Here is a 13,353-nt window from a genome sequence, read left to right as displayed (position 1 = left end):
CGCCGGAGTCGTTTCGGTACCCAGGGTTGCGGTCTGGACCATTTTGGTTACTGATTGGCAACGAAATCGCCGGAACGATGAATCGTTGCCTACTCTTCCGCCGGGGGAAACATCCGTCGTATCTGTGGGGGATCACCTATGCTCCGGAGGCTGCTCGCCTCGGCCGTCGCGTTGTTTGTTGCCGTCGGCGCCGTTCTGTTCGTCGATCGCGCCGCGGACGCGGCGGCCGCGAACATCACGATCACCGCGACCCAGGCGTCGAACGGTACGACGACGCTGACCTACCGGGCGACCGTGCTCAAGGCCGGCACGATCCGTGAGATCACGATGGCGATCCCGGCCGGCACCACCGGGCGGGTGACGTCGGTGAACGGCACGGTCAGCTCGGTGACGCGGACCGTACTGCGGTGGCGCCCGTCCCGGGTCGTGAATGTCGCAGTCGGCGCGCGGCTCGCGATCCCGCTGTACGGCCTGCGCCTGCCGACGGGCGGACCGTGGACGCTGGGCTTCAAGTCGATCGGCACCGCCGGTCAGGTCATCACGTCCGGAGCCGGCGTACTGCAGCCCCTCAAGACCTACACCGCCGCGGTCGCCGTCCGGGCGACCAACCCGATCCCCGCGCAGACGACGAACCTCACCTACCAGGCCACCGTCACCCGCGCCGGCTCACTCGCCGCTGTGCGCATGCAGCTGCCGACCGGCGCGACCGGCACCTACACGACCATCAACGGCACTCTCGCCGTCAGCGCCGGCTACGCGACCTGGAAGCCCAAGGCGCCCCTGAACGTCGCCGCCGGCGCACGCCTCGCGATCCCGGTCAACGGCGTCAAACTCTCCCGGTACGGCGGGATCATGACGCTGACCGTGTCCGCGACGAGCACGACCGGCACCGTCCTCAGTTCGGGCTCCGCGGCCGTGCCGTTCATCGCGCCGCCCGCCGAGATGCCGGTCGTCGCAGAATCGGGCCGCGCCCCGATTCCCGCGGGCTGCCCCGAAGCCTGGCCGACGACCGCGGCCGAGAACGCGAAGCCCGGCACCGGCGACTGGGTCATTCCGCAGGCCTCGTCCGGCACGATGGCCGCGTACCTGACGCAGGTGTCGGCAACCTGCGGCGACACCGTCGATCTGAAGGTCAGCTCCGGCAACCCGGTCAACGTGGTCGCCTACCGAATGGGTTACTACGCGGGTCTCGGCGCGCGCGAGGTGTGGCGGCAGAACGACGTACCCACCGTCGTCCAGGACAAGCCGACCACCGGCGGTACGTCGGCCGACGGCAAGCCGCTCCGCATGACGTCGGCGGCGCACTGGACCAAGACGCTCAGCATTCCGGTGGACAACGACTGGATCCCCGGCACGTACCTGATCAAGATCAGCGACGGCACCGCCTCGACGTACGCGCCGCTCACAGTCCGGGACGACACCGGCACGAAGCACGCCCTGCTGATCCAGCAGGCGACGACGACATGGCAGGCCTACAACAACTACGGCGGCGTGAGCTTCTACTCCGGGCTCGACACTGGCTCCGGCCGGCTGACCTTCGACCGCCCGTACAACGAGGGCCAGGGATCCGGGCAGTTCCTCACACTCGAGCAGGGACTGGTCTTCTGGGCCGAGTCGAAGGGCCTCGACGTCACCTACTGGACCGACAACGACCTCGACCAGTACGGCGGTCAGCTGAAGTCGCGGGCCGGGACGATCTTCCTGCCGGGCCACGACGAGTACTACTCGCTGCGGATGCGTGCTGCCCTGAGTCAGGCGATCGCCGGCGGTGTGAACGTCGCCAACCTCGGCGCGAACACGGCGTACCGCCTGATCACCTTCACCGACGACACCCGGCGCGCCTGGGACATCGACCGGTACACCGACGGCTACAACTCCACGACCTGGCGGTACCAGGGCGACGCCTACGCCTCACAGCCGCTGCTCGGCGCGGAGTACATCTGCCCGGTGGTCGGCAACACGCTCACCACCGGCACAGGCTGGATCTATGATGGTGTGCCCAACGGTACGCAGCTGCCTGGGTTCATCGCCGGCGAGGTCGACTACGTCTGGCCGGGACTCTACAAGCAGCCGGGCCTCACGACCGTGGCCAGCGGTACCGGCGCTTGCCGCTCCAACGGCCGGGCCGCCCCGATGCACATCACGACGTACACCGCACCGTCGGGCGCCCGCGTGCTGAACGGCTCCACCTTCGCCTACGGCTGCTTCCTGGTACGGCGCTGCCCGTCGAACTGGGCCGTTCCCGCGCCGGGCGAGACCTCGCAGCAGGCCGTCGCCGCGATCGTCGGCAACATCACCGAATGGGTCTCCCGCGGAGCCATCAACGTACCGGCCGACACGACAGCCGCGCAGGTGCGAGTCACCGTACCGAAGTACAAGCTGCAAACCAGCACGCAACCCTGACCAGCAGCAGGCGCCGGTCGTTGCGAACAGCAACGACCGGCGCGCGGTCCGGTTTCCCACAGGCCAGCACTGTGGAAAACCTCAAAGTTCCTGGATCCCTTGAAAACAAGGCGATCTCGGCACGGAACTGTCGGTGACCCCGCCTACGCTTGTCGGTATGGAGATCCTCGGCGAACGACCCGCTTGGGCGATGAGCGGCAGTGAGAAGCTGTCGACTCTCGACGCGGTCGTCGCCGAACGGGCCCGGCTGAAGGTCGTCGAGCTGCAACTGATCGCCGAACTGGACCGCGACGGAGATGCGCAGCAGATCGGCGCCGGCGACACTGCCCGCCTCCTGTCCGAGCGGTACCGCCTCGACCTACCGACAGCCCGCCGCACGGTGCGGACGGCCACCGGACTGACCAAACACCCAGCCACCGCCGCCGCCCTGCCCGACCCGGCCACCCCATTCCCCAACCCGGCCACCGCCCGCCCCGACACCGACCGCACCGACACCGACCGCACCGACGCTGACCGGCCCGATGCTGACCGGCCCGACGCTGACGGGCCCGATGCCGACCTGCCTGACGCTGACGGGCCCGATGCTGACCGGCCCGATGAGGCCGACGGCGCCGGTGCCGGGCTGCGCGAGAGCGGCGGGTGGCGTGTGTACCCCGCGCAGGCGGAGGCGATTCTGTCGGTGCTGGCCAAGATCCCGACCACGGTGCCGGTGGAAAACGTCGAGTTCGCCGAGCAGCAACTGATCACCTTGGCGGCAACCCACACCCCGTCGGAGTTGCGCGCCGCGGGAAAGAAGATCCGCGACCTCCTCGACCCCGACGGCCCCGAGCCGGACGAGAAGCTCGCCTACAGCCGCGAGTCGCTGACCTGGAAGAACGCCGACCAAGGCGTCACCTTCCGCGGCTACCTGGCCTGCGAGAACGCCGAACTGTTCCGCACCCTGATCCACGCCGGCGCCCGCCCCCACAAAACCGTCGACGGCGAACCAGACCCACGCCCCCGCAGCAAACGCCAGGCCGACGCCCTCACCACCATCCTCAACACCGCCGCCAGCACCAGCACAAGCACCACAACAGTCACCACAACCGCCGCCACCCCTGCCACCCCTGCCACCCCTGCCGCCACCACCACCGCCGCCACCACCACCGCCACCGCCGCCACCGCCGCCACCACCACCGCCGGCGCCGGCGCCGGCGCCAGGCCAGGCGCCAGAGCCGAGGCGGGCGGGCGCGGTCAGAGCGAGCCGAGCGCTCCGCCGGACGGCAGCGACGCACCGACACCCACCGAGCCAATCGCGCTTCTGGAACCCGCGCAGGATCCGCTCCCGGACGTCGACACAGCCGACGCCCTCGCCACCGCCCGCTCCGAACCAGCCGACGGCACCGACGGTCCCGGCGGTGCCGGCGGTGCCGGCGGTGCCAGCGGCTCGGGTGCGGGTGGTCCGGTCGCGGATCAGCCACCCGCTGCTGACGCCCGTGGCCGTGCGGATGCTGACATCGGTGCTGGTACGAGCATCGTGGCCGGTCACGGAGCGAAGCCGCACATCAGTGTGACCATCGACTACAACGACCTGAAGACTGCCGCGGCCAACGCAACCGGGGAACTGGTCTTCGGCGACACCCTGTCCGCCGCCACCCTGCGGCGACTGGCCTGCGACGCCGAAATCCTCCCGATCGTGCTCGGCTCGAAATCCCAGCCCCTCGACGTCGGCACCAGCCAGCGGCTGGTCACCCGGCCCATGCGGCGCGCCCTGAACGCCCGCGACAAAGGCTGCGTAGTCTGCGGCGCACCACCCATCCAATGCGAAGCCCACCACCTCAAACACTGGATCGACGGCGGCATCACCGCCGTGTCCAACCTCGTACTACTCTGCAAACGCCACCACCTCGACCTGCACTCCGGACACTGGCAAATCCGCATCACCGACGGCATCGTCCACGTCACCCGCCCCACCTGGGCCGACCCCACCCACATCCCCCGAAACAGATACCGCCCACCCCTGATCACCGACCAGCCACCCACAAGCCCACCCACAGCCCCTTGGGCCTCCAGTGCTGAACCACCCCGGGTTTGATGCACCCTCGGTTATGTGAGTGCGACCGGTCGGTCGTCTCGGGTTTGTGCATAGTAGTTGGCCTCGGCTTCGGCGGGTGGGCGTCGGTCGAGGCGGTGCATGAGCCGGCTGGTGTTGTACCAGTGGACCCAGTCGGCGGTGATGGCCTCGAGGTTGCTGAGGCCGGTCAGTGGTCCGCGGCGAAAGGGGGAGTCGTCGCGGATGCATTCGGTCTTGTAGAGACCGATCGTGGTCTCGGCCAGGGCGTTGTCGTAGGCGTCGCCCACGGTCCCGATCGAGGGGCTGAGACCGTGCAGTTGCAGGGTCTCGGTGAAGTGCAGCGAGGTATATTGGGATCCTGCGTCCGAGTGGTGAATCGTCTTGTTTTGCAGAGGTTTCCCTTCTCTGAGGCGCAGTTCGGCAGCCTGTCTGATGGCGCGTTCGACGAACGTGGTGTGCTTGGACATCGAGCACTCCCAGCCGGCGATGAAGCCAGCGAAGGCGTCGATCACGAACGCGGTGTAGGCGAACGCGCCGCCGGCCAGCCGCACGTAGGTGAAGTCCGCGACCAGCAGCCGGTTCGGTGCCGGCACCCGGAACTGGCGGTTGACCAGGTCTGGTGCCCGGTCCGCGGCCGGATCCGGGACCGTCGTGCGTGGCTTCTTCGCGCGGGTCGCACCCTGCCAGCCGTTCGCCTTCATGAGCCGCTCGACCGTGCAGCGCGCCACCTCGACGCCCTCGCGGTTCAGGTGGGCCCACATCTTCAACGACCCGTACAGCGACTCCGGCACCCTCCGATCGTGCTCGTCAGGCTCGTAATACCCGGCCAGCACCTCGGTCACCGTCAGCTCCCACAGAGCACGTTTCGACGGCGCCCGCCGGGCCCAGGCGTAGTAGGTTCTCGGAGCGATCTGGCAGCCGTGCGCACTCAACGCAGCGCAGATCGGAGCGACCCCGAACCGAGCCCTGTGCTCGGCGATGAACCGGCAGATCACCGCTGTCGCGGGTCGCTCTCCCGCACGAAGAAACTCGTCGCCGCCTTCAGGATCTCGATCGTCTGCTCCAGCTCGGCGTTCTTCCGCTTCAGCTCCCGGATCTCCCGCGCCTGCGCCGTCGACACCCCATCAACCTCACCGGCGTCGACCGCTGCCTGGCGAACCCACCGGCGCAGCGTTTCCGGTGTCATTCCTAGCCGGCCCGCGACCGTGGTGATCGCCTCCCACTCACTGGCGTAATCACCCCGGTGCTCGGTCACCAACCGGACCGCCTTGGCCCTGGTCTGCTCGTCGTACTTCCTCGGCATGGATGCCACCTTCCCAACGAAGGAGGTGTGCATCAAACCCGGGGTGGTTCAGTGCTGAGCGCAGCGGAAGCCGTCGGTTGTCTGTCGCGGATGATGAATGCCTTGCCCTGTGGGGCGACGACACCGGCATCCGGTCAAGCCCACCGGCGCCGACGGTGCCGGTCATCCCGTGGGCCGCCGAACCACCACCACTGCGGGATCCCGTGGTCGGAGATGCGTCACGAGCAGGAGCCGCGGAGAACGTGCCGTCCGAGCCGTGGTCCGATGGTCCTGCGTCGGCCCCGGACGAGCCTTCTGATCGGCTGCGGCCGATGACCGAAGGCACCCTCGGGACAGTGGCCTGATCGCGGCGCGGCCGTCTCCTCGGAAGGAGATGCAGACAAGTGGCCGTATGACGAACCTGACAGCGCCAACCTCGTCAGCGCCACTCGTCACACCCACTTTCCGGATCATTCGGCAGTGCAGCGCGTACGGCGTCCACGAGGCGATCCGCTGCCCCGGCGGAGGACGGCTGCTTCGTGCGTGGCGCTGAACGGCACCGGCACACCCATGCGCCCGAGCATCAAACACATCAACGGAGCCGGACCAGACACCGAGCGCGGAGCAGCTCACCACCCGGCCGCTCGAGCACGGCCGCCACAATCTGCTCTTCGGCGGAAGGTCCGATCCCGACAAGCCGGAGGAATCGACCACCAGTCGGCGCTGTTATCCACAGATCCCGAAAAGCCCGGTCCGAGCCCGTCGAGAATGCGTACGTTCTTGAGCAAGGAGGTGCTCAATGACAACCGATAAGCACCAGAGTCGACGTGGTCGCGGACGACTCACGGACACCGATGACCGGCAGCCACATCCGCTGCTCACGCCGCTCACCGTCGCGCAGGCTCGGCGTCTTGTGCGGCTCGCGGAGACAGCGGCCGCAGAGCGCGGATTTGCGATGCGGTACGACGGCTCTGCAGCACTCGTGCCGATTGAAGCCGGCGACCGCACCGGCGAGACCGCGCAGGCGTCAGATGATGACCAGGCTGCCAGGACGACAGCAGAGACGACCGCAGGGATGAGAGCAGGGCTGGGGAATCTCGCCCTCAAGGTCGCGGACCTGCCACGGCAGCTGTGGCGTGCGGCGGTCAACGATCACTTCGACCAGATGCCCAGGTTCGACGACATCGCGACAGTTCCGGACGACCTGGAGAACGAGCTCTATCTCAGGGTTGCCTGTGCGGCCAATCAGTCGCCCGAAATGGTCCGTGACGCACCCGAGTTCGTGCCGGGTGTGGTCACGGTGCCGGCGACGTACGTGGGGCGCGCGGTCGCGATGCATTTCGACGTCGACAGACTAGGTCTGACACGGGAGCGGGCCACCCGGATCGGCCTCGCGAACCTTCGCCGGCTCCGGGACGAGGTCCATACGGTGCGGCTTGGCGGCGCTGAGTTGACCATGCTCACGGGAGGCATGTTCACCGCGTCCAGGGCACTGGTGTTCGACAGCGTCCTGCGAGAATCGCTGCGTGTCGAGGACCCGGCCCACGGCTGCCTTGTCGCCCTGCCTGCGCGCGACATGCTCCTGGTTCACGTGCTCCGAGATGAGACCGCGCTGAACGCACTGGCCGCGCTGGCGTCCCGCGCTGCTGAGTTGTTCAACACCAGTCCGGGCATGGTCAGCCCACACGTGTACTACGTGAGGGACAACCAGTGGCACCAGGTCACCGACTACAGCACCGGGACCTTTCATCTCCACGACGTGCCTCCACTCGTAGAAGCACTGGAGCAGGTGGGCGTCAGTGGCCTCGCCGCCTGAGGTAGTGCCATTACCTCCGGCAACAGGTGCCCTGGCCAAGCGCTGCATGAGCGTCCTCGGCCGCCGAACACCAGTACGCAGCCCTGACCGGAAGCTAGTGTCGGTGCATGAGTGAACTTGTGGTGGACGCGCCGATCGTCGCAGTGACCGTGTATCCGGATCGCGCACGGATCACTCGGCGTGGTGTGGTCACGGTGCCGGGCGGGGATCAGGTCGTGTACGTCGAGCCGTTGCCGCTCGCGATGGAGGACGACAGCGTGCGGGTGTCGGGGCGTGGTCCGGCGACCGTGCTCGGCGTGGACCTGATGACGCGGCATCATCCGCAGGCGCCCGACGAGACCGTGGCCGAGCTCGAGCGTGAACGGCTCGCGGTGCAGGACGAGGTCGCGGCGCTGGCCGACGCGGACGACGTCCAGGCGCAGCTCGACATGTTCCTGGGACAGTTGGCGAAGCGCGCCGGCCGCAGCTTCGCGCGCACGCTCGCGTCCGGCGCCAACAGGTCCGACGGGGCGGGCGGAGCGGGCGGGGCGGGCGGGGCGGACGGGGCGCAGGGGGCGGCGGGCATGGAGCTCAGTGGGTTCACCGATTCGCTCGCGGATCGGCTGTCCGCCGTACGGTCGACGCGCCGGGAGCTGACCGCCCAGCGGCGCCAGGCCGAGGAGCGACTCGCCGCCGTGGGTCGTCGGCTCGCCGCGCTCACGGAACGACGCCGGCCGGACCGTCGTTCCGCCGCCGTCACGCTGGCGGTCGAATCCGAGGTCGAGATGGAGATCGAGCTCTCGTACGTCGTACCCGCGGCCGGGTGGACGAGCTCGTACGACGTCCGGCTCCAGGGCGACCGGTTGACGCTGAACTGGTACGGCCTGATCAAGCAGCAGACCGGTGAAGACTGGCCGGAGTGCGACCTGACGCTGTCCACGGCCCGGCCGACGGTGAGCGCGAAGGTGCCGGAGCTCGACCCGTGGTACCTCAACCGTGCCCGCCCACCGATGCCGCCCGCACCCGCCGGGGTTCCGCTCAGCCGCGGGGCGGGGCCCGCGTTCACTGAGCAGCTCCAGTCCGCGCCCGAGTTCGCCGCGGCCGAGGCGACGGTCGAACAGGGCGTGACCGCCGCGAGCTACAAACCGCCGCGTCCGGTCGCCGTCCCCGCCGACGGCGCGATCCACCGCGCGACGATCGCCGCGATCGACCTCGACGCCGAGCTCGACTACATCACGGCTCCGGTCCGGTCCACTGACGTACAGCTGCGCGCGACGGTCGTGAACTCCTCCGCCCATACGCTGCCCGCCGGCAGGGCTGCGGTCTTCCACGAGGCGGACTTCGTCGGTTCGGCCGCACTGCCGCTGTGGGCACCGGGCGAGGACGTCGAGCTCGCGCTGGGTCTCGACGACCGCATCCGCGTCGAGCGGAAGCTGGTACGGCGGGAGGCGTCGAAGGCCACGCTCGGCTCGACGCGCCGCCGGCAGGTCGAGTACGAGACGCGGATCGAGAACCACACGCCGCGCAGCGCCCGCATCACGGTCCTCGACCAGTACCCGGTCGCCGGCGACCACGAGATCACCGTCAAGCAGCTCACCGCCGAACCGGAGCCGGCCGAGACCACCGACCTCGGCGTCGTCACCTGGAAACTCGACCTCGAGGCCGGCGCCGAGTCGGTGATCACTCTCGCCTTCCGGGTCGACACCGCCAAGTCCGTCGTCCTCACCGGGTGGCGGGAGTGATCAGGTGATCTCGAGGTTGGCCATCATTCCCATGTCCTCGTGCTCCGCGTTGTGGCAGTGGAACAGGAACCGTCCGCGGTAGCCGTCGAAGCGGGTGATGATCTCGGCGGACTCCCCGGGCCGCAACGACACCGTGTCCTTGAGGCCGGCGTCGCGCGGCAGTGGATCCCGGCCGCCTCGTGACAGCACACGGAATCCGACCAGGTGCAGGTGGATCGGATGGTGCACGTCGGCGACCAACCGCCAGATCTCCACGTCGCCGAGCCGTGCCGTGACATCGGTCCGGTCCGGCGCGAACGGCTGCCCGCCGATCAGCCATCCGTGACCGTGCCCCATTCGCCCGGTGCCGAACGCGAAGTCCCGCACCCGTACCGCGTCCGACCGCTCCCACTGCGGCAGGTCGTCCGACAGCACGTCCGGGACCCGGCTCGGGTCGGCCGCCTCCCGTACGACCTCGAACGCCATCACGTCCCGCGTGCGCCCGGAACCCAGGCGGTTCACGATCCGCACCCGGCTCCCCACCGGCACCTGGCCGAAGTCGAGAATCACGTCGTACCGCTCCGCCGGGGCGATCGGCAGGTTCCGGTGCGTGACCGGTGTGTGGAGCAGGCCCTGGTCCGCGCCGAGCTGCACGAGGTCGAGACGGCGTCCGTCGTCGAGCACCGCCTCGAGGTCGTAGTGCCGAGCGTTCGACGCGTTCAGGACACGCAGCCGGTACCGCACCGCGTCGACCTCGTGCACCGGCCAGGGCGCGCCGTTGACCAGGATCACATCGCCCAGAACGCCCGCAAGATAAGGGTCCTGAACCCCTGGCCGCGTCGTCAGCGCCGGGTCGAGCGACGGGTACGCCAACGACCCGTCGGCCGCGAACGCGCGATCGGCGATCATCAGCGGCACCTCGCGGGCTCCCGACGGTAGGCCGAGCGATTCCTCGGCGTCGTCGCGCACGATGTGCATCCCGGCCAGGCCGCGCCAGATCGCCGGCGCGGTGAAGTCCATCCGGTGGTCGTGGTACCAGAGCAACGTCGGCCGCTGGTCCAACGGGTAGGTGTACTCCCGGGTGAGTTCGCTCGTCACCGCCCGCGGATCGTGCATCCCGTGGCCGTGGTGGTGGGACGATCCCGCGGGCAGCACGAGATCCGTCGGGTAGCCGTCGGACGTCGCCGGTGTGCGGCCGCCGTGCAGGTGCACGACCGTGGGCACCGGCAACTCATTGCGGTGGGCAACCGTTGTCGGCTGACCGCGCCGCGATTCGATGGTGGGTCCGGGGAACGTCCCGTCGTACGTCCACAACCGGGTCGGCACACCGGGCAGGATCTCCGCCGTGACCTCCCGTTGTACGAGGTTGTACCTGCCCGCGCCCGACAGCACCCGCGGGATCGGCAACGCGACCTGGAACGCCGGCGGCAGCGGTACGTCGCTGCACCACTCCGCACCCGTTTGCGCCGGACGTCGCGACAACGCTGCCGCACTGGACAAGCCGCCGGCCGCGACGAGCCCCAGCGCTCCACCGATGCCCAGCACCTGACGCCGGCTCATCCGCTCACGCATGCCCGGCCTCCCGCTGTACCACGGGCTGCCGCCACAGGGCGATGAACGACACCACCACAGCCGCGACCGTCATCACCCCCAGCGGGACGTGCAACCACAACGCCCCGTCAAGCCCCGCGAAGTACTGCACCGTCTCGGCCACCACCACCCCAAGGGACGCGACGAACGGCCAGACCTGCCGCAACCGGACCCACACCACGACGGCGGCGATCACCTGCAGATACCCGATCGACGTGGTGATGTCCGCGCCGACCGCGTGCATGCGCAGCCCGTCGAAGTCACCACTCAGATAGACGCCCGCGAACACCGGCTGCCCGACGATCGCCACCAGATGCGCGGCGACGACGACGCGCAGAACCCAACTACTGACCATGCCGCGACACTATGATTCACGAGTTATGAACGTCCAAGACCAATATCGCTATCTCGTTATACCCGAAGGATCATCATGGACCTGACCGCGCTCCGCCAGTTCGTCGTCGTGGCGCGTCTCGAACACCTCAGCCGCGCGGCCGACGAACTGCACGTCGCCCAACCGTCCCTGAGCCGCACCATCGCGCGGCTGGAGGGCGAGCTCGGTACGCCGCTGTTCGATCGCACCAACCGCCTCCGGCTGAACCGGTCCGGCGTCCTGTTCCGCGGGTACGTCGAACGCGCGCTCGGCGAACTCGACGCGGGCCGGCGTGCCGTCGCCGAGGCCACCGAACAGGGATCAGGCAGCGTACGGCTGGCGGCCGAAACCTTCCTCGCCCTGACCGAACCGATCGCGACCTTCAAGCGCGAGCACGCCGGCGTCGACATCGAACTCCGTCAACTGCCGGCCACCGACATGCCGCGACGGCTGCGCGCCCAGGACGTCGACCTCTGCGTCGCGTCCCAGCCGGTACCGGCCGCCGGACTCGCATCAACCGTCCTGCTCGACGAGCCCGTCCTGCTGGCGACGCACGTCGACCACCCGTTCGCGCACAGGGCATCTGTCTCCCTCGACGATCTCGCCGACGAGCCGTTCGTGATCGCCCGCAAAGGTCAATGGCAACGGACGCTGCTCGACCGGCTGTTCGCCGAGACCGGCCGGACACCGCGGATCGTCTGCGAGAGCGACGAGGCCGCGGCCATCCAGGAACTGATCCGCTCGGGTCTCGGCATCGGCTTCAACCCCGACTTCGCCCGCCGCATGATGCCGGAGTACCCGGTTGCCATGATCCCGGTCGACCACCCGGACTGCCGCCGTACCCTCTCCTTGCTCTGGAACGCCGACAGCAACCTCACCAGCGCGGCCCAGCTGCTGCGCACAGCCATCATCAACTGGAACTGGACCGGTGCCTGAGGGAGGCTTCGAGCGCCAGCAGCAGCTCGGCGACTGCGCGCGGGTCGTTCAGGGAGCGCCCGGTGCGTTCCTCGATGCGGCGCAGGCGGTGTCGGACGGTGTTCGGGTGACAGTAGAGGTACTCGCCGGTCTCGGTGGCCGAGCCATTGTGCGTCGACCAGGCCGCCAGCGTTCCGAGCAGCACTTCACGATCGTCGGGTGCGAGGTCGTCGAGTCCGCCGAGGACCCGGTGGACGAAGTACTGCATCACGTCCGGCGCGGCGACGGCCGCCATCGTCAACGGCGACTCGTCGAACAACGTCACACAGGACTCCGTCGTCGCCCCGGCCAGCGCGACCCGGGCGAACCGCACGGCCTGACCGGTTCCGTCGAGTTCGTCGTACGGCGGGCTGACGCCGACCCGCCCGGTCGCGGACCGGCCCAGGAGATCGACGAGTACGCCGAGACGCCCCGACGGCACGCTGACGACGCCGATCTGCTGCTCGGGCAGTAGCCGCCAGGCGGAGGCGAGACCCGCGGCCCGCAGCCGCTCCTCCACGGCAGGCAGCGCCTGCCGCCCCACCTCGGGCACCGCGGCCGCCACCACCACGAACGGCCCCGTGTGCGGCAGCCGCAGCAGCTCGGCCGCCTCCCAGACCGTCGCCCCGGCCGGCATCCGGCCCTCCAGCAGCGCCTCGACGAGCGCGGACCGCTCCTGGTCCTGGGCGAGCAGCCGCCGCGACTGCACGTCGCGATAGGCGTCCGTCATCGCGTCCGTGTACGTCGACTGGACCTGCCACAACCGGCTCGACGCTTCCACCACGACCGGATCGGCGAGCCCCGCCGCCGACGCCTCGGCGAGGACCGCGTCCCACAGGTAGCGCGTGCCGACCCGGTACGCCGCCATCACGTCGGCCAGCGGCGCACCCTGCTCGGCCCTCTGCCGGCCGGTCTCGCGCGCCGACACCGGATCGGAGCCGACGCCCACCAGCGACTCGAGCATGTACCGGAAGTTCGCCCCGCACGACGCCCGCAACGCCTCCGGCGGCACCAGCCCGCCGGTCCGGTAGAACTCGACCTCGGTCTCGATGCTCGACGCCATCGCCTCGACGAGCTCGTCGGCGCGGGCGGTCATCCGGTCGACCAGCTCGTCGAGCGGACCCGCGGCGCGTGCACTCATCTTCGGAGCATAGAGCGTTGTTCGCGCGCACAGCCGGGACG

General features: G+C 69.3%; 9 protein-coding genes. 5 read left to right on the top strand and 4 right to left on the bottom strand.

Features of this window, described 5'->3' with window-relative positions; translation table 11 throughout:
- The first annotated feature begins 138 nt into the window (after window positions 1–138).
- Together BJY22_RS23485 and BJY22_RS23480 are read left to right on the top strand one after the other, a co-directional pair.
- Window positions 139–2,403 (top strand): N,N-dimethylformamidase beta subunit family domain-containing protein, encoded by a 2,265-nt coding sequence (locus BJY22_RS23485; RefSeq protein ID WP_167210150.1) that lies wholly within the window; start codon window positions 139–141, stop codon window positions 2,401–2,403.
- Between the two features lie 157 nt (window positions 2,404–2,560).
- Window positions 2,561–4,477 (top strand): HNH endonuclease signature motif containing protein, encoded by a 1,917-nt coding sequence (locus BJY22_RS23480; RefSeq protein WP_167210148.1) that lies wholly within the window; start codon window positions 2,561–2,563, stop codon window positions 4,475–4,477.
- Between the two features lie 11 nt (window positions 4,478–4,488).
- Here the strand turns inward: BJY22_RS23480 and BJY22_RS23475 are convergent.
- Window positions 4,489–5,759, bottom strand: a protein-coding gene (locus BJY22_RS23475; RefSeq protein WP_167206655.1) for an IS3 family transposase whose coding sequence is annotated in 2 segments (ribosomal slippage) — window positions 4,489–5,486 and window positions 5,486–5,759 — 1,272 coding nt in all. Because the reading frame shifts where the segments join, the coding sequence is not laid out codon by codon here.
- A 778-nt stretch (window positions 5,760–6,537) separates the two neighbouring features.
- Here BJY22_RS23475 and BJY22_RS23470 point away from each other — a divergent pair.
- Complete coding sequence (locus BJY22_RS23470) at window positions 6,538–7,554, top strand: DUF1444 domain-containing protein (RefSeq protein WP_167210146.1); 1,017 nt, start codon at window positions 6,538–6,540, stop codon at window positions 7,552–7,554.
- Window positions 7,555–7,661: 107 nt separating this feature from the next.
- Complete coding sequence (locus BJY22_RS23465; protein WP_167210144.1) at window positions 7,662–9,275, top strand: DUF4139 domain-containing protein; 1,614 nt, start codon at window positions 7,662–7,664, stop codon at window positions 9,273–9,275.
- On the opposite strand, the gene BJY22_RS23460 is transcribed toward BJY22_RS23465, so the two are convergent.
- Together BJY22_RS23460 and BJY22_RS23455 are read right to left on the bottom strand one after the other, a co-directional pair.
- Window positions 9,276–10,826, bottom strand: coding sequence for a multicopper oxidase family protein (locus tag BJY22_RS23460; RefSeq protein WP_167210142.1), 1,551 nt, complete (start codon window positions 10,824–10,826; stop codon window positions 9,276–9,278).
- Window positions 10,819–11,199, bottom strand: a complete 381-nt coding sequence (locus BJY22_RS23455; protein WP_167210140.1) for a hypothetical protein — start codon at window positions 11,197–11,199, stop codon at window positions 10,819–10,821. Before BJY22_RS23455 ends, BJY22_RS23460 begins: the two co-directional genes overlap by 8 nt.
- 75 nt (window positions 11,200–11,274) lie before the next feature.
- On the opposite strand from BJY22_RS23455, the gene BJY22_RS23450 reads away from it, so the two are divergent.
- Window positions 11,275–12,153: a LysR family transcriptional regulator gene (locus BJY22_RS23450; protein WP_167210138.1), complete on the top strand. Its 879-nt coding sequence runs from the start codon at window positions 11,275–11,277 to the stop codon at window positions 12,151–12,153.
- On the opposite strand, the gene BJY22_RS23445 is transcribed toward BJY22_RS23450, so the two are convergent.
- Window positions 12,128–13,312 carry a PucR family transcriptional regulator gene (locus BJY22_RS23445; protein WP_167210136.1) on the bottom strand — a complete coding sequence of 395 codons (1,185 nt, stop codon included), beginning with the start codon at window positions 13,310–13,312 and terminating at the stop codon, window positions 12,128–12,130. The two genes, BJY22_RS23450 and BJY22_RS23445, sit on opposite strands and share 26 nt — an antisense overlap.
- Window positions 13,313–13,353: the final 41 nt, after the last annotated feature.

Source organism: Kribbella shirazensis (assembly GCF_011761605.1).
GTDB lineage: Bacteria > Actinomycetota > Actinomycetes > Propionibacteriales > Kribbellaceae > Kribbella > Kribbella shirazensis.
The sequence above is the reverse complement of the archived record's forward strand: the minus strand, read 5'-3'. Positions and strand labels throughout refer to the sequence as shown.

Coding starts and splice junctions, on each gene's coding strand:
- BJY22_RS23485 (WP_167210150.1), top strand. CDS start 139: ATGCTCCGGAGGCTGCTCGCCTCGGCCGTCGCGTTGTTTGTTGCCGTC.
- BJY22_RS23480 (WP_167210148.1), top strand. CDS start 2,561: ATGGAGATCCTCGGCGAACGACCCGCTTGGGCGATGAGCGGCAGTGAG.
- BJY22_RS23470 (WP_167210146.1), top strand. CDS start 6,538: ATGACAACCGATAAGCACCAGAGTCGACGTGGTCGCGGACGACTCACG.
- BJY22_RS23465 (WP_167210144.1), top strand. CDS start 7,662: ATGAGTGAACTTGTGGTGGACGCGCCGATCGTCGCAGTGACCGTGTAT.
- BJY22_RS23460 (WP_167210142.1), bottom strand. CDS start 10,826: ATGCGTGAGCGGATGAGCCGGCGTCAGGTGCTGGGCATCGGTGGAGCG.
- BJY22_RS23455 (WP_167210140.1), bottom strand. CDS start 11,199: ATGGTCAGTAGTTGGGTTCTGCGCGTCGTCGTCGCCGCGCATCTGGTG.
- BJY22_RS23450 (WP_167210138.1), top strand. CDS start 11,275: ATGGACCTGACCGCGCTCCGCCAGTTCGTCGTCGTGGCGCGTCTCGAA.
- BJY22_RS23445 (WP_167210136.1), bottom strand. CDS start 13,312: ATGAGTGCACGCGCCGCGGGTCCGCTCGACGAGCTGGTCGACCGGATG.